General features: G+C 69.0%; 18 protein-coding genes. 13 read left to right on the top strand and 5 right to left on the bottom strand.

The annotated features are described in order from the left end of the window. Positions 1-16: 16 nt before the first annotated feature. Positions 17-1,513 carry a 30S ribosomal protein S1 gene (gene rpsA / locus AB5J62_RS13265; protein WP_091298500.1) on the bottom strand — a complete coding sequence of 499 codons (1,497 nt, stop codon included), beginning with the start codon at positions 1,511-1,513 and terminating at the stop codon, positions 17-19. A gap of 294 nt (positions 1,514-1,807) precedes the next feature. Here rpsA and AB5J62_RS13260 point away from each other — a divergent pair, with 294 nt between their 5' ends. The 5 genes from AB5J62_RS13260 (at position 1,808) to AB5J62_RS13240 (ending at position 6,663) form a co-directional block, all read left to right on the top strand. Continuing rightward, positions 1,808-2,662 carry a class I SAM-dependent methyltransferase gene (locus AB5J62_RS13260; RefSeq protein WP_370948508.1) on the top strand — a complete coding sequence of 285 codons (855 nt, stop codon included), beginning with the start codon at positions 1,808-1,810 and terminating at the stop codon, positions 2,660-2,662. Further along, positions 2,659-3,465 carry a GNAT family N-acetyltransferase gene (locus AB5J62_RS13255; protein WP_370948507.1) on the top strand — a complete coding sequence of 269 codons (807 nt, stop codon included), beginning with the start codon at positions 2,659-2,661 and terminating at the stop codon, positions 3,463-3,465. The genes AB5J62_RS13260 and AB5J62_RS13255 overlap by 4 nt, the downstream gene beginning before the upstream one ends. Before the next feature lie 95 nt (positions 3,466-3,560). Next, positions 3,561-4,211 (top strand): ABC transporter ATP-binding protein, encoded by a 651-nt coding sequence (locus tag AB5J62_RS13250; protein ID WP_370948506.1) that lies wholly within the window; start codon positions 3,561-3,563, stop codon positions 4,209-4,211. Next, complete coding sequence (locus AB5J62_RS13245) at positions 4,208-6,088, top strand: YhgE/Pip family protein (protein ID WP_370948505.1); 1,881 nt, start codon at positions 4,208-4,210, stop codon at positions 6,086-6,088. The genes AB5J62_RS13250 and AB5J62_RS13245 overlap by 4 nt, the downstream gene beginning before the upstream one ends. After that, positions 6,085-6,663 carry a TetR/AcrR family transcriptional regulator gene (locus AB5J62_RS13240; protein ID WP_370948504.1) on the top strand — a complete coding sequence of 193 codons (579 nt, stop codon included), beginning with the start codon at positions 6,085-6,087 and terminating at the stop codon, positions 6,661-6,663. The genes AB5J62_RS13245 and AB5J62_RS13240 overlap by 4 nt, the downstream gene beginning before the upstream one ends. A 516-nt stretch (positions 6,664-7,179) precedes the next feature. On the opposite strand, the gene AB5J62_RS13235 is transcribed toward AB5J62_RS13240, so the two are convergent. Both AB5J62_RS13235 and AB5J62_RS13230 read right to left on the bottom strand, forming a co-directional pair. After that, positions 7,180-7,542, bottom strand: coding sequence for a peptidase inhibitor family I36 protein (locus AB5J62_RS13235; RefSeq protein WP_370948503.1), 363 nt, complete (start codon positions 7,540-7,542; stop codon positions 7,180-7,182). Between the two features lie 99 nt (positions 7,543-7,641). Next, positions 7,642-9,186, bottom strand: coding sequence for an aminotransferase class V-fold PLP-dependent enzyme (locus AB5J62_RS13230; protein WP_370948502.1), 1,545 nt, complete (start codon positions 9,184-9,186; stop codon positions 7,642-7,644). Positions 9,187-9,377: 191 nt separating this feature from the next. Between AB5J62_RS13230 and AB5J62_RS13225 the strand changes: the two genes are divergently transcribed. The 5 genes from AB5J62_RS13225 (at position 9,378) to AB5J62_RS13205 (ending at position 15,147) form a co-directional block, all read left to right on the top strand. Beyond that, positions 9,378-10,655, top strand: a complete 1,278-nt coding sequence (locus tag AB5J62_RS13225) for a protein-arginine deiminase family protein (RefSeq protein ID WP_370948501.1) — start codon at positions 9,378-9,380, stop codon at positions 10,653-10,655. Beyond that, positions 10,589-11,020, top strand: coding sequence for a protein-arginine deiminase family protein (locus AB5J62_RS13220; protein ID WP_370950253.1), 432 nt, complete (start codon positions 10,589-10,591; stop codon positions 11,018-11,020). Before AB5J62_RS13225 ends, AB5J62_RS13220 begins: the two co-directional genes overlap by 67 nt. A 4-nt stretch (positions 11,021-11,024) precedes the next feature. Beyond that, on the top strand, positions 11,025-12,545 hold the full coding sequence (locus AB5J62_RS13215) for a PucR family transcriptional regulator (protein ID WP_370948500.1): 1,521 nt from the start codon (positions 11,025-11,027) through the stop codon (positions 12,543-12,545). Positions 12,546-12,661: 116 nt separating this feature from the next. Further along, positions 12,662-13,948, top strand: a complete 1,287-nt coding sequence (locus tag AB5J62_RS13210; protein ID WP_370948499.1) for a diaminopimelate decarboxylase — start codon at positions 12,662-12,664, stop codon at positions 13,946-13,948. A gap of 17 nt (positions 13,949-13,965) precedes the next feature. After that, complete coding sequence (locus AB5J62_RS13205) at positions 13,966-15,147, top strand: MFS transporter (protein ID WP_370948498.1); 1,182 nt, start codon at positions 13,966-13,968, stop codon at positions 15,145-15,147. Between the two features lie 46 nt (positions 15,148-15,193). Here the strand turns inward: AB5J62_RS13205 and polA are convergent, their stop codons facing one another. Beyond that, the gene (polA, locus tag AB5J62_RS13200) at positions 15,194-17,944 is read right to left on the bottom strand and encodes a DNA polymerase I (RefSeq protein WP_370948497.1); all 2,751 of its coding nucleotides are present in this window, start codon (positions 17,942-17,944) and stop codon (positions 15,194-15,196) included. Between the two features lie 98 nt (positions 17,945-18,042). Here polA and AB5J62_RS13195 point away from each other — a divergent pair, with 98 nt between their 5' ends. Both AB5J62_RS13195 and AB5J62_RS13190 read left to right on the top strand, forming a co-directional pair. After that, the gene (locus AB5J62_RS13195) at positions 18,043-18,447 is read left to right on the top strand and encodes a PaaI family thioesterase (RefSeq protein WP_370950252.1); all 405 of its coding nucleotides are present in this window, start codon (positions 18,043-18,045) and stop codon (positions 18,445-18,447) included. Then, the gene (locus AB5J62_RS13190; protein WP_370948496.1) at positions 18,447-19,388 is read left to right on the top strand and encodes a LysR family transcriptional regulator; all 942 of its coding nucleotides are present in this window, start codon (positions 18,447-18,449) and stop codon (positions 19,386-19,388) included. Before AB5J62_RS13195 ends, AB5J62_RS13190 begins: the two co-directional genes overlap by 1 nt. On the opposite strand, the gene AB5J62_RS13185 is transcribed toward AB5J62_RS13190, so the two are convergent. After that, positions 19,360-20,142, bottom strand: a complete 783-nt coding sequence (locus AB5J62_RS13185) for an alpha/beta fold hydrolase (protein ID WP_370948495.1) — start codon at positions 20,140-20,142, stop codon at positions 19,360-19,362. The genes AB5J62_RS13190 and AB5J62_RS13185 overlap by 29 nt on opposite strands. A gap of 533 nt (positions 20,143-20,675) precedes the next feature. Between AB5J62_RS13185 and AB5J62_RS13180 the strand changes: the two genes are divergently transcribed. Continuing rightward, complete coding sequence (locus tag AB5J62_RS13180; RefSeq protein ID WP_370948494.1) at positions 20,676-21,839, top strand: branched-chain amino acid ABC transporter substrate-binding protein; 1,164 nt, start codon at positions 20,676-20,678, stop codon at positions 21,837-21,839. The last annotated feature ends 103 nt before the right edge of the window (positions 21,840-21,942 follow it).

Below are 21,942 nucleotides of genomic sequence, written 5' to 3'. Positions count from 1 at the left end.
TAGCTAGCGGTGAAGCTCACGCACCACCGGAGAGCTTCTCGCGGAGCGCCGCGAGCTGCTCGTCGGAGGCGAGGGTGCCGCCGCTCTTCGCCTCGGCCGGGGCCGAGGTGTAGGACTGCTCGCCACCGTCGCCGGAGGTGACACCGGTCGCCGCGTCGGCAGCGGCCTCCGCGTCGGCCTCGGCGGCCTTGACGACCTGCTTCATGTGGGCCTCGTAGCGGGTGTGGGCCTCGGCGTACTGACGCTCCCACTCCTCACGCTGCTTGTCGAAGCCTTCCTGCCACTCCTGGGTGTCCGGGTCGAAGCCTTCGGGGTAGATGTAGTTGCCCTCGGCGTCGTACTCGGCGGCCATGCCGTACTGGGTCGGGTCGAACTCGGCGTCCGGCGTGACACCCTCGTTCGCCTGCTTCAGCGACAGCGAGATGCGACGACGCTCGAGGTCGATGTCGATGACCTTGACCATGACGTCGCCGTTGACCTGGACGACCTGCTCCGGGATCTCGACGTGGCGCTCGGCCAGCTCGGAGATGTGGACCAGGCCCTCGATGCCCTCTTCGACGCGGACGAACGCACCGAACGGAACCAGCTTGGTGACCTTGCCCGGCACGATCTGGCCGATCGCGTGGGTGCGGGCGAACTGACGCCACGGGTCTTCCTGGGTCGCCTTCAGCGACAGGGAGACGCGCTCGCGGTCCATGTCGACGTCGAGAACCTCGACGGTGACTTCCTGGCCGACCTCGACAACCTCCGACGGGTGGTCGATGTGCTTCCAGGACAGCTCGGAGACGTGCACCAGGCCATCGACGCCACCCAGGTCCACGAAGGCACCGAAGTTGACGATCGAGGAGACGACACCCTTGCGGACCTGGCCCTTGGCGAGCGCGTTGAGGAACTCGCTGCGGACCTCGGACTGGGTCTGCTCCAGGTAGGCGCGGCGGGACAGGACCACGTTGTTGCGGTTCTTGTCCAGCTCGATGATCTTCGCTTCGAGCTCGCGGCCGACGTACGGCTGCAGGTCGCGGACACGGCGCATCTCGACCAGCGAGGCCGGGAGGAAGCCGCGGAGGCCGATGTCCAGGATGAGACCACCCTTGACGACCTCGATGACGGTGCCCTTGACGGGCTCGTCCTTCTCCTTGAGCTCTTCGATCGTGCCCCAGGCGCGCTCGTACTGCGCACGCTTCTTGGACAGGATCAGGCGCCCTTCCTTGTCCTCCTTCTGGAGAACGAGGGCTTCCACCTCGTCACCGACCTTGACCACTTCGGCCGGGTCGACATCGTGCTTGATGGACAGTTCGCGCGAGGGGATGACGCCCTCGGTCTTGTAGCCGATGTCGAGCAGCACCTCGTCGCGATCGACCTTGACGATGGTGCCTTCGACGATGTCGCCATCGTTGAAGTACTTGATCGTCTTGTCGATGGCGGCGAGGAAGTCTTCCTCCGACCCGATGTCGTTCACGGCGACCTGAGGGGTACCGGACGAAGTCGGGGCAGTGGCGGTGTCGATGGTCATTAGGCGGGTTGCTCCGGTGATGGATGGATTAGTGGGTGTGCAGTTGTTGGGCACGGCGGGAACCGGCATAGGCGACTGCGAACGACCTCGAAAAGACCGCGAACATCACCGCAAACGGTGCGCGGCCCGAACCCGATCAACGAAACACGTCTGAGGGATAGGCAGCGCGAACCCACTGCGCTAACAGATATCCTACGCGGCCCCCTGTACGGGACACAATCAGGGTCCGCTCGCGGGATCTTGGCCGCCGCTAGTCTCTGCGAGTAGCCCTCGACCTGCGAAAAGGATACCCGCGTGAGCGTCTCACCCGCCCCACCGCCCGACGATCGCCACGCACGCGCGGAGGAGCGGCTGGGCACGACGGGCACCTCGTACCGCGCGGTCGGCACGCGTGAGGCGACCGCGGCGAACCTCGCCTGGTGGGACGCCGACGCCGACGACTACCAGGCCACGCACGGCGAATTCCTCGGCGACGCCGACTTCGTGTGGTGCCCGGAAGGAGTCCGCGAGGCCGATGCGGGACTGCTCGGCCCGGTCGCGGGCAAGCGGGTGCTCGAGGTCGGCTGCGGGCAGGCGGCCTGCGCGCGCTGGCTCGTCCAGCAGGGCGCGCACGTCGTCGCGATGGACCTGTCCGGCGGGATGCTGCGCCACGCGCGCGAAGGCAACGCGCGCACCGGGCTCGACGTGCCGTTGGTGCAGGCCACCGCGGAGCGGCTGCCGATCGCGACGGCGAGCGTGGACCTGGCCTGCTCGGCGTTCGGCGCGGTGCCGTTCGTGACTTCGATCGACGCGGTGTTCACCGAGGTTTCGCGTGTTCTTCGCCCAGGCGGGGCTTGGGTCTTCTCGGTGACGCACCCGATGCGCTGGATCTTCCCCGACGATCCGGGACCGACCGGGCTGACCGCGACGCAGCCGTATTTCGATCGCACGCCGTACGTGGAGGTCGACGAGGACGGCGAGGCGACCTACGTCGAGTATCACCGGACGCTCGGCGACTACGTCCGCGCGCTGGCCGGCGCCGGACTGGCGCTGGAAGACCTGATCGAGCCGGAGTGGCCCGAGGGGCACACCCGGACCTGGGGACAGTGGAGTCCGTTGCGGGGCAAGCTTTTTCCCGGCACCGCGATCTTCCGCACCCGCAAGCCGTGAGCCACGAGGAGCGGCTGGGCGAGGCCGTGCTGCGCAGGCACGACTACGGTCCAGGCTCGGTCGAGCGGCTGTGGTCGGCCGCCGAGGTCTGGCAGTTGTTCCCGCCGGACAAGACCGCCGACATGGACGCGCACCTGCGCGCGTGGTGCGAGCGGATGGCGAAACTGGCGCCGGGAGCCGACTCCGCGTGCATGGTCAACTGGCCGAGCCACGACGCGCACGCCATCCGCGCCTTCCTCGACCACGGTTTCGTGCCGATCTCGATCCTCGCGACGCGCAAGGCGCCACCCGGCGAGGTCGTCGCGCCGGACGGGGTCACGATCCGCCGGGCGCGGGAAGCGGACTTCGAGGACGTGCTCGCGCTGGCGATCTCGACGTTCGACTACACCGGGCTGGTGTCGTCGCCGAAGCGCCCGGAGACCGAGGAGCTGGTCCGGCCCCAGCTGAAGCGCCAGTTCGAGGGCGATCAGCTCGTCTGGGTCGCCGAGCGCGACGGCGGGGTGATCGCCGCCGCGGAATGCGGCTGGGTCGAGTCCGAGCCGGATTCGTGGGCGGCCGAGTTGCTGCCGCACGGCCGGTGGGGTTACGTGAACAACGTCGTCACCGCGCCGGACGCGCGCGGCGGCGGGCTCGGGCAGGCGCTGATGTCCTTGGTGCACAACGAGTTCCACACCGCGGGCGCGGTCGGGACGTATCTGTACTACAACCCGCCGAACCCGCTCGCGTCCGTTTTCTGGCCGAGGCAGGGTTACCGTCCCTTGTGGACGATTTGGGAGGTCCGTCCCGCGTCGGCGATTCGGTGACCCGGAAGTGTGACGCGCACCCCCTCGGCTTGATCACCACCCAGCACAGGGCTACCTTTTGAACTGACCAGTCAGTTTAAAAACGGGAGTTCACCGTGCAGGTTCGAGCCGACCGGGTGTCCGTCGAAGGGCCCCACGGCACGCTGTTACCACCCACCTCGCTGACCGTCGCCGACGGTGAGCTCGCCCTCGTGCACGGCGAACCCGGGGTCGGCGTGACCGCGTTCGGCCTCGCGCTCGCGGGCCGGATCAAGCCTGCCACCGGGACCGTCACCGCCGACGACTCGGCGAAGCTGCAGGACATGGTCGCGATCGTCGACGCGCCGGGCGTCACCGAGCCCGACGACGCGCTGCCGTTGCGCGTCGTCGTCGGCGAAGAGCTCGCGCTCGCGCACAAGCCCGCCGGCAAGGCCGACGTGCTGGCCTGGCTGACCGAGCACGACGTCGCCCCGCTGGCGAACGTGCGCTTCGAGAACATCGAGCCCGCGACGCGGACCCGGCTGCTGACCACGCTGGCCGCGAGCCGCCGCGGGATCCGCGTGCTGGTGCTCGACCAGCCCGAGCGCCACACCTCCGACCTCGGCGCGTGGATGGCGCTGGCGCGCGAGAACGCCGCCGCCGGCCTCGCCGTGGTCGTGCTGACCACCACTCCCCTGGTCGCGCTGGGCTTCGAGCCCGCGCGGATCGGGCAACTGGACCAACCCTCGCCGCAGGTGTGCCGCGAGGTCGAAGGAGAGCAGGAATGACCGCCATCCGGATCGCGCTGAACGAGCTTCGCAGGCTTTCCGCCGGGAAGCTGCCGAAGCTCGCGATGCTCGCGCTCGTGCTGGTCCCGCTGCTGTACGCGTCCTTCTATCTGTACGCGAACGTCGACCCGTACTCGCGGCTGGACAAGCTGCCCGCCGCGGTCGTGGTCAGCGACCAGGGCGCCGACGGCCGCAACGTCGGCCGTGAGGTGGGCGACGAGCTGCTCAAGTCGGGCACGTTCCAGTGGCACGAGGTGTCCGCCGACGAGGCGAAGGCGGGTGTGCGCGACGACAAGTACTCGTTCGCGATCGGCATCCCGGCCGGGTTCTCGCAGGCGCTGCTGGGTGTCGGGACGTTCCAGCCGCAGCAGGCGACGGTCACGCTGACCACCAACGACGCCAACAACTACCTGTCCGGCACGATCGCCAAGCAGGTCGCCGAGCAGGTGCGCAAGACGATCGCGGAGAAGGTCGGCAGCGAGGCGGCCGACCGATTCCTGGTCGGCTTCTCCACCATCTACGGCAAGATCGCCGAAGCCGCATCCGGCGCGAACAAGCTCGCCGACGGGCTCGGCCAGCTGAAGTCCGGCCAGGCCCAGCTGTCCGATGGCGCCGGCCAGCTCGCGTCGGGCCTCGGCCAGCTGTCGCCGGGCCTGAACACGTTGCGGGACAAGACAAAGGACCTGCCTTCGCAGGCGAGCAAGCTCGCGGACGGCGCATCGCAGGTGGCCGCGGGCAACGCGAAGATCGCGTCGACCGCCTCGGCGGTGGCGAGCGCTTCGGCCGACCTGCAGAGCAACCTCAACAGCGTCAACGGCTCGCTCGCGCAGAAGCTGCGCGCCGACGGGCTGCCCGAGGCGCAGGTGCAGCAGGTCCTGTCCGCGCTGGGCACGCTGCGCGCGCCGCTCGACTCCGCGAACACCAAGATCCAGGACGCCAACTCCCAGGTTTCCCAGCTCGCGAGCGGGTCGAAGCAGGTCGCCGACGGCGCGGCCCAGCTCGCCGCCGCCTCCCCGCAGCTGGCGTCCGGCATCGCTCAGGCCGCGGACGCTGGCAACCAGCTGAGCACCGGCGCGAACAAGCTGGCCGACAGCGAGAAGACGGCCGTCACCGCGACGAACCAGCTCGCGGACGGGTCGGCGCAGCTGCGTGACGGTCTCAACGAGGGCCTGAAGCAGATCCCCAACCCCGACGACCCGACCCGCAGCGCGACCGCCAACACGATCGCCGACCCGGTCGCGATCAACTCGGCCTCGGCGGCCTCGGCGGGGACGTACGGCGCCGGGCTGGCCCCGTTCTTCATCTCGCTGGCGACCTGGATCGGCGCGTTCGTGCTGTTCCTGCTGCTCCGCCCGCTCGCCACCCGCGCGCTGACCGCCGGCGCGTCGCCGTTCCGCGTCGCGCTGGGCGGCTGGCTGTCCGCGGCCGTGCTCGGCATCGCACAGGTGATCGTGCTGTTCGGCGCGGTGACCTGGCTGGTCGGCATCCACATCGCGCACCCGCTCGGCGCGATCGGGTTCGCCATCCTGGTGTCGCTGACGTTCACCGCCGTGGTGCACGCGCTGAACGCGTTCTTCGGCGCGGTCGGCAAGTTCCTCGGCCTGGTGCTGCTGGTGCTCCAGCTGGTCAGCGCGGGCGGCACATTCCCGTGGCAGACCATCCCCGACGCGCTGTACCCGCTGCACATCGTGCTGCCGATGGGCTACGCGATCGACGGCTTCCGCCACCTGATGTACACCGGCGCGTCGACCAAGATCCTCGGCGACATCGCGGTGCTGCTGACCTACCTCGTCGGCGCGCTGCTGGTGTCGACGCTCGCGGCCCGCAAGCGTCGCGTGTGGACGGTGTCGGCGCTGAAGCCGGAACTCTCGCTGTGAGTCCGCGAAGGGAGGCCACGAAGCAGAAGCTTTTCGAAGCCACGCTGCGACTGGCCTCCACCCGCGGCCTGGTCGGCCTGACCGTCGACGACATCGCCGCCGAGGCTGGCGTCGCCAAGGGCACGGTGTACTACAACTTCGGCAGCAAGGACGGGCTGGTCGACGCGCTCCTGCGGTACGGCGTCGGCCTGCTGTCGGACCGGCTGCGCGCGGCCGTCTCCGACGCCGACCCGCTCGAGGTGCTCGAGTCCCAGGTGGACGCGGCGCTGGAGTTCATCGCGGAGTACCCGGGGTTCTCGCAGATCCTGGTCTCGGAGATGTGGCGAACGCCCGGCCAGTGGCACGAGACGTTGACGCTGCTGCGCGAGGAGATCATCTCGATCGTGAAGGAGCAGCTCGTGCTCCTCGACGACGCGGGCCGCCTGCCCGCGGGCGTGCGGATCCAGACGGCGGCGGCCGGGCTTTTCGGCACGATGCTCGTGGTGGCGCTGGACTGGCAGGTGTTCCAGCCGCAGCGGACCCGCGACGACGTGCGCGACTCCGTGATGATCCTCGTCCGAGGCATCGGCTCGTGAGCGTTGCGGGCGGTTCTATTGAGCGGAAGGTCAAAGGTGGCGTGATCGTCGGCTCGGCGTGGGGGTCGTGAGTGGTGCGGCCGGTTCTAACCGGCGAAAACACTCACGACCCCTTCATCGGCCGCCTCGTCCGGGCAGGGTCGTGGTCGGGCTTGGGTGAGGGCCTAGTTCGCTCGGATCCGTGGGGTGGGGGCCTAGTTCGACCGTATATACGGGTGAGGGAGGCCCTGACCCGCTTGGCTCGGGTGAGGGAGGCCCTCACCCGAACCAGCGTGGATGAAGGCTCCCCTCATAGCTGGCTCTCGCACCTGGGTGAGTGCCGTTTGCGTCGTCCAACGCCGCAAACCGCACTCACCCTGCCCTCAACGACCCTCAGGCACCGGACAAGCAGGTTGACCGTGCGGGTTTTGCGTCGTTCAACGACGCAATTCCCACACAGCCACCCCGGCCACAGCCGAGCAACCAGACACGCCACCTTCGACCTTCCGCTCTCTAACCGCCCGCAACGCTCACGACTCAGGACTTGCAGGTCACGCAGGCGTCGCGGAAGGTGTAGGCGTAGACGCCGGTGTCCGTGGCCTGCTTGTTCGGCAGCATGACGCCGCCGGGGGAACCCGAGCAGTCCTTCGAAGCGTAGAAATATCCTTGGACACCCGTGTTGTTGATGTACGACCTCGTGTATCCGGCGCCCCCGATGCCATAGCACTGCCCGGGGTTCGTCGACCGGTAGGAGGTGACGGCCCCGCCGAAGTTGTCGAACTGGAACCAGCAGAATCGTCCGGCCTCGCAGGAAGCTTCGACGCTCGCGGTGGCGGCGGGCGTCAGCGTGGCACCGGCGATCGCCACGGCGGCGGCCACCAGGGAAATACGACGCAACATGGGGTCCTTTCCGGATCACTGGGACTTCAACCTGACAGTCCGCCGCGCGCCCGGTCAAGGCGTTTCACGACCACCTGAAATCGTGGCCGCGTCTAAGGTTCAGCGGCGCGTGGCCTTCCAGGCGGCCGTGCCGTACTCGCCCATGTCCAGCGTTCCGCTCATCGTCTTGCCCGCCGCGGTTCCGCTGAAGGCGTAGTAGAGCTCGTCGCCGTTGCCCTCGAACCAGCTGTCCATGAAGACCTTGTCCTTGTCCACCCTGCCGTGGATCTCGCGTACCGCGAACTCGCCGCGGTGGACGCCCTCGATGTTCCGCCCGCGCTGGGTCAGTTCGAGCACCTGCGCGGTCGACCGGCTCGCGGCGAAGTCGATCTGGACGTTCCAGGTGCCGGTGATGTCGACCGTCGCGGGCTCGGTGGGCTTGCGCGGCGGATCGAGCAGTATGGCGGCGAGCCTGTCCGCGACCACTTTCTCCTGCCCTGACTGCAACATGTACGCGGCCACCATCACGCCGGTCTGCGGTGAGCTGCTCCACTCGTCCGGCTCGACCGCGATCCGCGGCGCGCCGGCGAACAGCGCCTTCGTCACCGCTTCGCCGTCCGTCTCGAACTTCTTCTTGTCCCACAGGACACGCAGGATCGGCGTGTGGTCGGACAGGGCGGACGGCCGCTGGAGGACGGTCTGCACACCGGAGATCCCGCGCAGCCGGTCGGCGATGTACTGGAGCCACGCCGTCCATTGCCGCTGATCGGCCGCGTGATCGCGCTTCATCCACGTCTCGACGGCCGCGAGCAGCCCGAGCATTTCCTCCTTGCCCACCTTGTAGCCACGCCCGACGCCGTGCCGGGGTGCGGCGTGCACCCGGAGCGCGGCCGTGAGCAGGTCTTTCGGCCCGAGCAACATGCCGGAGCTTTGCGGGCCGCGCAGGACTTTGCCGCCGCTGTACGCGACCAGCGTCGCGCCCGCACTCAGGTGCTTGTTGGGCACGGTGAGGATTTCGGCCGCCGCGTCCACCAGCACGGGCACGTCATGACGTTTGGCCGCCGCGGTGACCGCCTTGAGATTCAGCTCGCTTTCGTCGGCCGACGGACCGGCCAGGAAGTAGATCAGCGCCGTCTTCGATCCCAGCCGCTGCGTCAGCTCGGCCACGGTGGCTACTTCGACCACCTTGAGCCCGAACGAGGTCACCGAGGTTTCGTACGGATTCCGGGAGTGCTGGGGGATGATGACCTCGGTGCTGGGCAACCCGGTCAGGTCGGGCAGCTGGGCGTGCAGGTCGACGTTGCCGCCTGCCAGGCACACCGAAGTGGCGTGGGTGAGCGCGGCCGAGCAGCTCGAGGTGACCATGACGTGCGGCGCGCCGAGCAGTTTCGCGAGCCGCGTCCCGATCGCGTCGGAGAGTTCGTCGAGGTCGACGAAGGCCTGAGTGGCGTTGTTCATCGCCTGGCACACCTCGGGCGACATCAGGGAACCGCCGAGTACCGAGTAAGTGCCCTTGGCGTTGATGACCGGCCGCACCCCCAGCGCCTGGTACGTGTACGGCCCGGTGGCGGCGGGCTCCGCGCTCGCGGCGGCGGTTCCCGTCAAGGCCAGCACGCCGGCGGCGCCGCCACCACGCAGCAGCCCGCGACGACTCAACTCACCCATGCTCGTTCTCCCCTCGTTTCGCCAGCGGAGAGATCGTCACATACACGGAAAACCGGGAACAGGAAGAAAGACCTGCAAGAATTTCGCCGGTCTGCGCCGAAGGTCCACCCCGGTCTCCACCTTTGGGAGGACCCGAGCCTGAGTGCGCGCCGATAACGTCGCTTCCATCGCCAAGACGGAGGGGATTTCACATGGGGGCCAAGGGAATCGCGCTGCTGGCCGGGCTGACACTGCTGTGTGGCGCGCCGGTCGTGGCGGCCGCGGAGGCGCCGTTGAGCGGGGACACGGTCTTCCTGCCCAACCTCGACGACGATCAGCGCCGCTGCCACGTCGACCCGGCCGATCTCGACCGGCCCGGTCCGGAGGTGGACGTCCGGCTCGCGGCCTGCAACGACGCCGCCGACGACCAGGTGAACGGCTCTCGCGACGAAGAGGACCTGGCCCGATTGCGGGCCGGCCGTCTGCGTGGCGCGGCCGGTCAGGTCACTGTGGACGGTCAGGCTCGCGTGTTCGTCAAGCGGAATGGGGGATTTTCGCCGGACACGCGGTTGTCCGGCGCGGAACTGCGCCGCGGCGTGGAACTGGGGGTGGAGGGGCGCGACATCGTGCGGGATCCGGCGCGCTGGGATGGCTGGGTGACCGTCAAGCTGACCATCGACGGCAAGCTCGGCGCCAGTCACCGCATGCGTGTCGCGCCCCTTCTTTTTCAGAACGACCTGCAACCGGCGACCACCGTGTTCGCCGCCCGTCCCGCGCGGGGACCGGGCTGGCCGGACGCGGTCCCGCTACCGTCAGGGTTCCCCGAAGGCTGGGACGAGTTCAGCGCTCCCCTGCGCCAGGAAGCCAGCACCAAGTTCATCGCCGGGACCGCGCAGTGGTGGAAAGACGTGTGGTGGCAAGACCTCTTCGAACCGGCGAGCGCGAGCATGCCGACGCGCCACGGCACCCAGACCATGCGGGTCGCGATCCGCTCGGCGAACGTGTTCGACATGGGATCCGGGCCGACGCCCCGCCCGGCAGGCCGCCTGCTGTTCCGCGACTTCCGAGGGCCGGACGTCGCGGTCGTGCAGGAGTACACAGTGGAGAGTCGCAGCCTGGGCAAGGACCTGATCAACGCCACCGGGAACATCGAAACCGTGCCGCCCTACCCCGGCTTCCCACAGGGCCGCCTGGTCTACGGCAGCGGCGCCTCCCGGCAGCCCGATCCGGCGTTCATCAAGATGCTGACCGCGCAAGGACAGCAGCCGCCGATCGTGCTCGACACGACCTGGCTGGCCGTCGGCCACGTCGACGAACCCCTGCACGTGGTCCGCGCGAACAACGCCCGCGGCTGGACCTTGCTCGTCGCCGATCCCCGCCTCGCGGTCGACCTACTCAAGAAGGTTCCCCGTCAACGAAACTCCTGGAGCACACGGCCGCGGAGCACAAGCCGACCGCGGCGGAGCTGCTCGCCGACCGGAAGTTCCTGAGCGGCAACGAAACCGCCGCGGGTCACATCGACGACATGGTCCGCGTCATGCTCACCGAGACCGGGCTGCGGCCGGACGAGCTGATCCGGGTACCCGTGCTTTTCCAGGAGCTGCATACCTTTCCGCTGTTCGTCGCCTTCACACCGGGCATCCCGAACGGCCTCTCGGTGAACGAGCACCTGTTCATGCCACCGGACCCGCACGGCCCGATCGTGCGAGGCCGGGACGTGTTCAAGGAGGTCACCGAGCGCGCGCTCGCGGCGAATCAGGTCCGGGTGCGGTGGGTCGACGACTTCGGCTGGGCACATCAGGGCGGCGGCGAGGTCCACTGCACCACCAACGCCTGGCGCGCGGTCGTACGCTGACGAGGTGGACGAGGCCGGTGTTTCCCTGGAGCGGCTCCTGACCGTGCTCGGGCCAGGGGTGCTGGAGGCGCACGCACTGCCGCGCGGCCTGGACGTGCGGGTCTGCGGCGTGCAGGTCTACGACCCGGCCGACGCGCGAGGGTGGCAGGACCAGCTGGTCTTCGGCGTGAGTGTCGACCCTCAGGCGGCGGGCGAGCTGATTCGCGCCGCCGGTGCCGCAGGCGCGGCGGGGGTCGTGCTCAGAGGGATGGGCGACGGGCTGCGCGCGGCGGCGGACGAGGCAGGGGTCGCGGTGTTGTTCCGGGCGCCCTGGCTGGCCTGGGCACAGCTGATCGGGCTGGTCAGGGCCGGGATCGCGAGTGGCGGCGTCGCGGTCGACGACGAGCTGGAGAGTGTGCCGCTCGGCGATCTCACCGCGTTCGCGAACGCGGTGGCGAACGCCGTCGGCGGGGCGGTGACGATCGAGGACATGCGGTCGCACGTGCTCGCGTTCTCGCGGACCGACGAGTCGGTCGACGAGATCCGGCGGCGGACGATTCTGGATCAGCGCATGTCGCCGGAGCGAGTGGAAGCGTTGCGGGAGAACGGGTTCTTCCAAGCGTTGTGGACTTCGGACGACGTCGTGCACCGGCAGGACTCGCCGGAGCGGCTCGCGATCGCGATCAGGGCCGCCGGCGAGATCTTCGGGTCGATCTGGGTCGCCGGGGCCGGGCGGGACCTGCCCGCGAGCGCGACCGACACGCTGCGGGCGGCGGCGAGGGCCGCGGTGCCGCACATGATCCACTTCCGGGCTCGCGAAGGCGGCGAGCCGTTCTTGATCGAGGAGTCGGCTCGGGCGCTGTTCAGCGGGCACGGGTCGGCCGAGGTGTTCGCGTTGCGGTCGTCGCTCGCGCTGGGCACGAGGTGCGCGGTGCTCGTCTTCCACCAGCCGGAGACGACGCCCGTGCGTGGCTTGCTGAACCTGGTCAACCTGGAGTGCACCGCGTTCCGGCGGCCGTCGGTCGCGTTCGCGGAGGGACGGCGGATCTTCGTCGTGCTCGCCGAGCTGCCCGGCGACGACGAGGCGGTGCGGATCGCGCGGCGGCTCGCGGAGCAGTTCGGCGTGAAGGTCGGGGTCGGCGAGGTCGTCGACGGGCTCGCGGAGGCGCCGCGGTCACGCGCCTCCGCGACGTTGGCGCATCGTGTGCTGCTCGACCGCGCGGAGAGTGTCGCGCGGCTGGAGGACATCGCCAGCGCGGCGACCTTGCACGGCATGCTCGACACCTTGGCGGGCTACGAGCTTCGGGTGGTCACGCCGGTCGCGCGGCTGATCGCGCACGACTCGAAGCACGACACCGAGCTGACCGACACGCTGCGCGTGTACTTGGACCACTTCGGCGACGTCGTGGTGACGGCGAAGGCGCTGAGCGTGCACCCGAACAGCCTCCGCAACCGGATCCGCCGGATCGAGGAAGTGTGCGGCCTCGACGTGCACGACGCCGAGCAGCGGCTGGTGGCCGAGCTGCAGCTGCGCTTGTGGCGGTGACGCCCACTGGCCGATTCCACACCCGGCGGCCGGTTTAACGTGCTTTTGCCACAAAGACGGCGGCCACCCGCGGCGCGATGCTGGAAGTGTCGAAGAACTGCCGAGGGGAGCGACGGGTGCAGCAGCGCGTGGAACGCCGGAATCTGGCCGTGCAGGCGGCCGCCAAGCAGGGACTTCTCGATCCGGACGGCGCGCCGCTGGCCGCGTTCGTCGATCTCGACGGTCTCGCCGAAAGCGTCTCCGCGCTGCACTCGGCCTGGCCGCAGCCGTCACTGGTCCGGCACGCCTTCGCCGCCAAGGCCAATCCGCTGGTGCCGGTGCTGCGCAAGCTGCGCGAACTCGGCATGAGCTGCGAGGTCGCCAGCCCCGGCGAGCTGGCGCAGGCGCACGCGGCCGGGTTCGGCGGCGAGGAGATCGTCTTCGACTCCCCCGCCAAGACACGGCGTGAACTGGAGCGGGCGCTGGCCGAGGGCGTCGCGATCAACATCGACAACTTCCAGGAGCTGGCGCGGATCGACGACATGCTCAGTCAGCGGCCGTCGAGCTCGAACATCGGGATCCGGATCAACCCGCAGCACGGCAGCGGGTCGATCGAGTCGGTCAGCACGGCGTCGAGCATGTCGAAGTTCGGGATCGCGCTGAACGACGAAGGCAACCGCGAAACCCTGATCGAGGCCTACCTTTCGCGGCCGTGGCTGCGCTGGATCCACGTGCATTCGGGGTCGCAGGGCGTGCCGCTGCGGCTCACCGCGCAGGGTGTCGCGATGATCGTGGGACTGGCCGAGGAGATCAACGAGCAGGCCGGGCATCAGCAGGTGACCGGTATCGACGTGGGCGGCGGCCTGTCGGTGAACTTCGACAGCGAGCACGACTCGCCGCGCTTCCACGACCACGTCGCCGAGCTGATGGCCGCGGCGCCCGCGTTGTTCAGCGGCCGGTACCGCGTGGTCACCGAGTTCGGCCGGTCGCTGCTCGCGAAGAACGGCTTCATCGCCGCGCGCGTCGAATACACGAAGTCGGCGGGCGGGCGGCGGATCGCCATCACGCACGCCGGCTCGCAGGTCGCGGCGCGCACGACGCTGGTGCCCGAAGCGTGGAAGCTGCGCGTGGCCGCGTACGACCAGATCGGCAGGCCACGGCTGGGCATGCCGATCGAGCAGGACATCGCGGGGCCGTGCTGCTTCGCCGGCGACCTGGTCGCCCGAGGACGGGCGTTGCCGCTGCTGGAGCAGGGCGACATTGTGACGTTGCTCGATACCGGCGCGTATTACTTCTCCGCGCCCTACCGTTACAACAGCCTGCCCGAGCCCGCCGTGCACGGTTTCGAGCTGACCGAAGACGGCGACGTGGCGTTCACGCTGCTCCGGCGGGCGGAGACGGTCGAGGAGGTCGTCGGCCGCTGACCGGAGGGGATCCGCGGATGCGCGGTTGGAACATCGGGCTGATCGTGCTCGGGCAGAGCAGCCAGTCGCTGGTGTTCGGCGGGATCTCGCTGTTCCTGCCGCTGATCCGCGCCGACCTCGGGCTGACGTTCAGCCAGGCAGGCAACCTCGCCGCCGTGTCGATGCTGGTCTACGCGCTGATGCAGGTGCCGTCGGGCTGGCTGACCGACCGCTTCGACCCGAAACGGCTGTTCTGCGTCGGGCTGCTCGGCACCAACGCGATGTCACTGCTGTTCTCGGTGATCGGGTCGTACGGCTGGCTGCTGGTGGTCCAGGTGCTGTCGGGCTTCTTCCGCGCGCTGATCTTCGCGCCCGGCATGGTGCTGATCCGCGACCAGTTCCCGCCGAACCGGCGCGCGACGGCGATGGGCCTGTACGTCGCGGGCGGATTCTCGTCGAGCGTGCTGCTCAACGCGCTGGGGCCGGTGCTGGTCGGACCGCTCGGCTGGCAGGGGTTGTTCGTGCTGTTCGGCGGCATCGGACTGGCGTGCGTCGCGCTGTACTTCCGGGTCGGCGTGTCGCCGCACCGGGAGCCGGGCACGCATCCGCGGGCGGCGGAGATCCGGCGGCTGTTCCGGCATCCGGCGCTGTGGCTGGTCGGGGTGATCCAGTTCGTCCGGCTTTCGCTGGTGCAGGGCTTCACGTTCTGGCTGCCGAGCTACCTGGTCTCGGAAAAGGGCCAGACGCTGGCGTTCGCGGGCGCGGTCGCGGCGGCGGGCGCGTTGCTGACGGCGCCGTCGAACCTGCTCGGCGGGTGGCTTTCCGACCGGCTGCACCGGCCGCTGACGGTGATCGCCGTTTCGCTGACGATGCTCGGGTTGTCGCTCGCGGTGCTGCCACTGGTCGACGGGCTCGTCCCGCTGGTGCTGCTGGTCGGGGTGAACGCGTTGTTCATCCAGCTGTACTTCGGGCCACTGTTCAGCGTCGGGCTGACGTATCTGGGGCAGCGGACGGCCGGGTTCAGCTCGGGCTTCGGGAACTCGTGCGCGAACCTGGGCGGGTTCGCGTTCACCGCGGTGCTCGGCGGGCTGAAGGACTCGACGGGCTCGTTCACGACCGGGTTCTCGATACTGGCCGGGCTCGCGGGCGTCGCGCTGGTCGCCGTGTTCCTGCTCAGGCGAACGACGCCGCTTGAGGACGTCGTTGTGGGCACGGGATAAAGCCCGCTTTACTCCCGGGAGTAAAGCGGGCTTTATCCCGGTCAGGTCAGTGGGCGGCCGAGTTCCAGGAGTGGCCGAAGCCGACCGAGACCTCAAGGGGTACCGCGAGTTCGTAGGCTGAGCCCATTTCCTTGCGTACCAAGGCTTCGGCGGCTTCGCGCTCGCCTTCGGCGACCTCGAGGACGAGTTCGTCGTGTACCTGGAGCATGACGCGGGTGCGCAGGTCCGAGGCGGCGAGCGCCTGGTGGACGTTGAGCATCGCGACCTTGATGATGTCGGCGGCGCTGCCCTGGATGGGGGCGTTGAGGGCCATGCGCTCGGCCATCTCGCGGCGCTGGCGGTTGTCGGAGTTGAGGTCCGGCAGGTAGCGGCGGCGGCCGAAGACGGTCTCGGTGTAGCCGACCTTGGCCGCGTCGATGACCACGGACTGGAGGTAGTCGCGCACGCCGCCGAACCGGGTGAAGTACGCCTCCATCTGCTCCTTGGCCTCGTCGTTCGAGATCTTCAGCTGCTGGGCGAGGCCGTACGCCGAGAGCCCGTACGCCAGGCCGTACGACATGGCCTTGACGCGGTAGCGCAGCTCCGGCGTGACCTCCTCCGGGGGCAGCGAGAAGGCGCGCGACGCGACGAAGGTGTGCAGGTCCTCGCCGGTGTTGAAGGCCTCGATCAGGCCCTCGTCCTTCGACAGGTGCGCCATGATCCGCATTTCGATCTGGCTGTAGTCGGCGGTCATCAGGTCGGTGAAGCCGTCGCCGACCACGAACGCCTCGCGGATGCGGCGGCCTTCCTCGGTGCGGACCGGGATGTTCTGCAGGTTCGGGTCCACAGAGGACAGACGGCCGGTCGCGGCGATGGTCTGCTGCAACGTGGTGTGGATGCGGCCGTCGTCGCCGACGGCCTTGAGCAGGCCTTCGACGGTGACGCGCAGCCTGGTGGCGTCGCGGTGCTCCAGCAAGTACTCGAGGAACGGGTGCCCGGTCTTCTCGAACAGGCCCTGCAACGCGTCCGCGTCCGTGGTGTAGCCGGTCTTGGTGCGCTTGGTCTTCGGCATGTCGAGCTCGTCGAACAGCACGACCTGCAGCTGCTTCGGCGAGCCGAGGTTGATCTGCTTGCCGATGACCTTGTACGCCTCGTCGGCCGCCTGCCGGACTCGTGAGGCGTAGTGCTCCTCCAGCTCGGTGAGCTGCTCGACGTTCACCGCGATACCGGCGGCTTCGAGGTCGGTGATGACCTCCAGCAGCGGCAGTTCGATGTCGGCGAGCAGCTCGCGGCCGCCGATGTCGTCGAGCTCCTTGCGCAGCGCGGCCGACAGCTCGGCGATCGCGCGCGCCTTGACCAGCTCGGCGTCGACGAGCTTGGCGTCCGCGTCCTCGGCGCCGCCGTCGAGCAGCGACAGCTGGCCGTCGCCGCCGTCGGACTCCGCGCGCAGCTCGCGCTGCAGGTACCGCAGCACCAGGTCGTCCAGCTCGAACGAGCGCTGACCCGGGCGCACCAGGTACGCGGCCAGCTCGGTGTCCATGCTCAGGCCCGCGAACTTCCAGCCGCGCGCGAGCATCCCGTGCAGCGCGACCTTCATCGAGTGCCCGACCTTCGGCGCCGCCCGGTTCGCCAGCCAGTCCGCCAGCGCCTTGTCGTCCTCGGCGTCCATTGTGGACACCGTGAGGTGCGCGCCCTGGCCGTCCGGCGCGGCGAACGCGATCGCCTGGACGTCCGAGAGCACCGAAGCGCCGGTGGTGCGGAACGCGAGGCCGACCGGGTCCGTGCCGGACGCGTGCTTGGTCAGCCAGCCCGCGAGCGCGCCGGGCGCCAGCGCGGCGCCGGAGACGTCGAAGCCTTCCTCGGCCTCGGGTTCCGCGCTCGACAGCGTCGCGAACAGCCTGTCCCGCAGCACCCGGAACTCGAGCTCGTCGAACAGCCGGTGCACCGCGTCGCGGTCCCATGGGCGCAGCTCCAGCTCCTGCGGCGTGAGCTCCAGCTCGACGTCGCGGACCAGCTCGGTGAGCTGGCGGTTGAGCTGGACGCTCGACAGGTGCTCGCGCAGCGCGTCGCCGACCTTGCCCTTGACCTCGTCGACGCGGTCGATGAGGTCGCCGAGCGAGCCGAACTGCTTGATCCACTTGGCCGCGGTCTTCTCCCCCACCCCGGGGATGCCGGGCAGGTTGTCCGACGGGTCGCCGCGCAGCGCCGCGAAGTCGGGGTACTGGGCCGGGGTGAGGCCGTACTTCTCCTCGACGGTCACCGGGTCGTAGCGCGTCATCTCCGACACGCCCTTCTTCGGGTACAGCACGGTGACCTGGCCGTTGACCAGCTGCAGCGCGTCACGGTCGCCGGTACAGATGAGCACGCTGTAGTCGTCCGCGATCGCCTGCGTGGTCAGCGTGGCGATGACGTCGTCGGCCTCGAAGTTCTCCTTGGTCAGCGCCGGGATGCCGAGCACCGCCAGCACGTCCTGGATCAGCGCGACCTGGCCCTTGAAGTCGTCGGGCGTGGCGGACCGGCCCGCCTTGTACTCGGCGTACGTCTCCGAGCGGAACGTCTTGCGCGAGAGGTCGAACGCGACCGCGAGGTGCGTCGGCTGCTCGTCGCGCAGCAGGTTGATGAGCATGGAGGTGAACCCGAAGACCGCGTTCGTGACCTGGCCGGTCGAGGTGCGGAAGCGGTCGGCGGGCACCGCGAAGAACGCGCGGTAGGCCATCGAATGACCGTCGATGAGCAGCAGCTTCGGCCGCTCGGCGTGGTCAGCGGTGTCCGCGCCGGATGTGACACTGGCAACTGATTGGGTTTCACTCGGGCTCACGGGGCCGAGTCTAGAGTCAGGGTCCGACACTCTTACGTGTCGCATCGGTAAGGAGTCAATGCGTGACGGAACAAATCGACCTGGCGAAGCTGGAACGGATGTCCGGGATCGACCCCGCGGTCGCCGGCCAGCAGCTGAACGAGAAGGTCGGGATGAAGCTGGTGGAGGCCTCGCCCGAGCGCGTCGTCGGCACCATGCCGGTCGAAGGCAACCTGCAGCCGTACGGGCTGCTGCACGGCGGCGCGAACGCGGTGCTCGCCGAGGCGCTCGGCTCGACGCTGGCCGCGATCAACGCCGGTGAGGGCCGCGCCGCGATGGGCCTGGAGCTGTCCTGCACGCACCACCGCGCCGTGCGCTCCGGCATGGTCACCGGCGTCGCGACGCCGCTGCACGTCGGCCGGGGCACGATCACCTCCGACATCGTCATCACTGACGACCAGGGCCGCCGCACCTGCACCGCCCGCCTGACCTGCGTCGTCAGGGACAAGCCGCCGGGCGCCTGATGGATCTCGACCTGGCGCAGGTGCGCGCCTTCCTGGTCACCGCGGACCAGCGGCATTTCAGCCGCGCCGCGGAGGCGTTGTTCCTGACCCAGCAGGCGCTGTCCAAGCGCATCCGCAAGCTGGAAGACGCCTTGTCAGTCCAGTTGTTCTTACGCACCAACCGGATCGTGGAGCTGACCGGCGAGGGCGAGCGGTTCCTCCCGCACGCGCGTGAGCTGATCAGGGTCGCCGACGCCGCGGTCGCCGCGATGGGCTCGGACGAGCAGCCGGTCCGGCTCGACGTCATCGACAATCGCTTGTCGCCGCTGTTCATGCTGCGCCGTTTCGCCGAGCAAGAACCGGGCCTGCGGGTCGAGCGCAGCAGCCGCCAGGGGCTCGCCAACGCGCTCGACCCCTTGGTCCGCGGCGAGATCGACATCGCGTTCGGCCGGGTGCGCGACCTCGGCCGCCCGCTGCCGGATGAGCTCGAGCACCGGCTCGTCCGGCTGGAGCCGCTGGTGGCGCTGCTCGCGCCGGAACATCCGCTGGCGGCCAACGACGTGCTCAAGCTGACCGACCTGCGCGAGGACGGCATCTGGCTGCCCTCGCTCGCCGGGCCGATCGAATGGCTGTCTTACCTGCGGCGGATGTGCGACGCGTTCGGGGTGCCGATCGACGACTCCGGCGTGAGCTACGACCTGCGGCACACCCTTGAGCAGACCCGCTACGGCAAGCAGCGCGTGACGCTGGCGGGCGCCGACATGGAATTGGCCCAGGATCTCGAACTGCGGGTGCTTCCGTTCGAGCCGTCCCCGCTGTTCCCCTGGTCGATGCTGTGGCGCAAGGGAAAGCAGCCCGCCCCGGTGCGCAGGCTGCTCGCACTCGCCGGTCGCACCAGCCGGGCCGCGGGCTGGTGCGACCACGACCCGGCACTCAGCTGGCTGCCACCAGGCGACCGCTGAACCAGTCGGCGAGCACCTTGTCGACGGTCGCCGCGGCGCCGACAGGCGCGCCAGCCTCGTCGTAGATCTCGTGCGCGAGGCCCGGAATCCGGACCAGCTCGCTGTCCGGCAGCTCGCGGTGCAGCAAACCGGCCGGCTCGCGGATGGCGATGTCGTCGTCTTCGCCGATGACAAGCAGCAGGTCCTGCTTGAGCTCGCCGGCGCGCCGGAGGTAGTCGTAGCGATCGGCGACCGCTCGCGAGGCAGCCGTCCAGTTGTAACTGACGTCGTAGCGCCGTTCGTTCGCCGCGATCGCCGGCGGCAGCTGCACCACCGGGTTGATCAGCGCGCCTGCCGCGATCTCGAGTTCGGCCCGCGCCAGCACCTCCAGCGCCACCGCGCCGCCTGCCGAGCCGCCGACCACGCCGACCGGCCCGTCCGCGATGGAGAACCGCGAACGCAGCTCGGCGACCGCCTCGCCGAACTCGGCCGCCGCCCGCTCGGTGACCGGCTCGACGATGTTGAGCACGTTGTCTTCACTGGCCAGCCGGAAGAACTCGGCGAATCCGCCGTCGAGCTGCCTCTTGCCGAACATCGGCAGGTCGAAGTGCACCCGCCAGGCGTCGAGGCCGCTCAGCGGGATGGCCGCGGCCATCTCGGCCGCGCTGCCCGGCATCAGGTGCCAGGTGAGCACCAGCGGCGCAGGCTCCGTCGAAGACGGGCCGAGCGCCACGAAGGGGACGCCCGCCGCGGTGCCGGTGATCTGCTCGCTCATGTGCCACTCCCAGGTTTCGGTATGCGGGCTCCGCGTTCTGGAGCCCGGCCTGAAAACAGCAAACCCCCTGGCAGGGGCGGTGGTCCAACAGCTTTCCCGACCATGACGACAACCAGTGGTTGTGCTCGCGGAACGCCCCGAGGGGCCTCGGGGAATGGCCTCGAAACGGCCCCCGTAAAGTATTCGAGAACGCCGCCGCCCCCGCTGGATTCGGCGTGCTCGGTCCTGCCGTCATTCAGCGCAGAGTCACCAAAGCTACCCGCCGGTTGACGCTCGCGACGACAGTTTCCCACTCTCAAGTGGCTTACTCAGTGACCGTTCGCAACTGCCTTGACCTGCGAAGACATGATAAGACATCAATGTTCGCCCGTTCGGGCAAAAATGCAAGGTGTGACCGTCACGATGTGGACACAGAGTAGCGAGTCCGCCTGTGCAGAACCGGGGCATTAAGGATATCTTCCTGCCCTAACCCAGCCCCTGACGGAGGGGGCGCCGCCTACCCGGCGGTCTGGTTGGTCATGGGAGGTAAGTCGGTGTCACGAGTGCGAACGGGACGAATTCTCGTCCTTGCGACGGCAACGTCGCTGGTGCTGGCGGGTTGCGCCGGCGGCACCAGCCCGTCGAGCGGTGGAGACGGCTCCACCCTCAAGATCGGGTTCATGGGTGACCTCACCGGCGAAAACTCCGGCATCGTGATTCCGCCCAACAACGGCGCGAAGCTCGCGATCGACGAGTACAACGCGAAGAACCCCAAGGTCAAGCTGGAACTGAAGAACTACGACAGCCAGGGCAAGGCCGAACAGGCCACCACCCTGATCACCACGGCCATCACCCAGGACAAGATCACCGCGCTGATCGGCCCGGCCTTCTCGGGTGAGTCCAAGGCCATCGGTGGCACGCTGGAGCAGAGCAAGATCCCGAGTGTCTCGCCGTCGGCGACGAACCCGGGCCTGGCCAAGAACGGCTGGAAGTACTGGCACCGCGTCGTCGCCAACGACGACGACCAGGGCCCCGGCATCGCCGAGTTCCTGATCAAGGCCAAGTCGCCGAAGAAGGCCTTCGTGCTCTCGGACGACCAGGAATACAGTGTCGGCCTCGCGGACGCGTTCGCGAAGACCTTCCAGGACAAGGGCGTCGCCCTTGAGCGCGACAAGTTCTCGAAGGACGCCTCGGACTACTCGTCCACCGTGTCCAAGGTGAAGTCGGCCAACCCGGACGTCATCGCCTTCGGTGGCTACTACGCCCAGGGCGGCCGTCTGCTCAAGCAGCTGCGTGACGGCGGCGTGACCGCGACCTTCGCCACCGGCGACGGCTCGCTCGACGCGCAGCTCATCACCGGCGCCGGTGCCGCGGCCGCGGAGAAGGCCGTCGTCGGCTGCCCGTGCAACATCACCTCCGAGGGCCCGGCCAAGGAATTCGCCGACAAGTACAAGGCGAAGTTCAACGTCGACCCGGCCATCTACGCGACCGAGGGCTACGACGCGGCCACCGCGATCATCAAGGCCGTCGAAGCCGGGAACACCACCGGCGAGAAGATCAACGAGTTCCTGAAGACCGCTGACTTCCAGGGTATTTCCAAGAAGGTCAAGTTCAAGGACAACGGCGAGCCGGAAGCGAACGCGATCTACGTCTACCAGGTGATCGGCGGCGCCATCAAGAACATCGGCGCCTCGACCGAGGCCAAGCTCACCAACTGACGGAGCAGCGCAGAACCTCAATGGGAACGGGGGTGCCGTGACCACGGCACCCCCGTTCCCCGCAACTGTGGCGAACCATCCTCGCCCCGTCAGGTAAGGCAAC

The organism is Amycolatopsis sp. cg5, from assembly GCF_041346955.1.
In the GTDB taxonomy this organism is placed as follows: domain Bacteria; phylum Actinomycetota; class Actinomycetes; order Mycobacteriales; family Pseudonocardiaceae; genus Amycolatopsis.
Note: the sequence above shows the minus strand (reverse complement) of the source record. Positions and strands in the feature narration are given on the sequence as shown.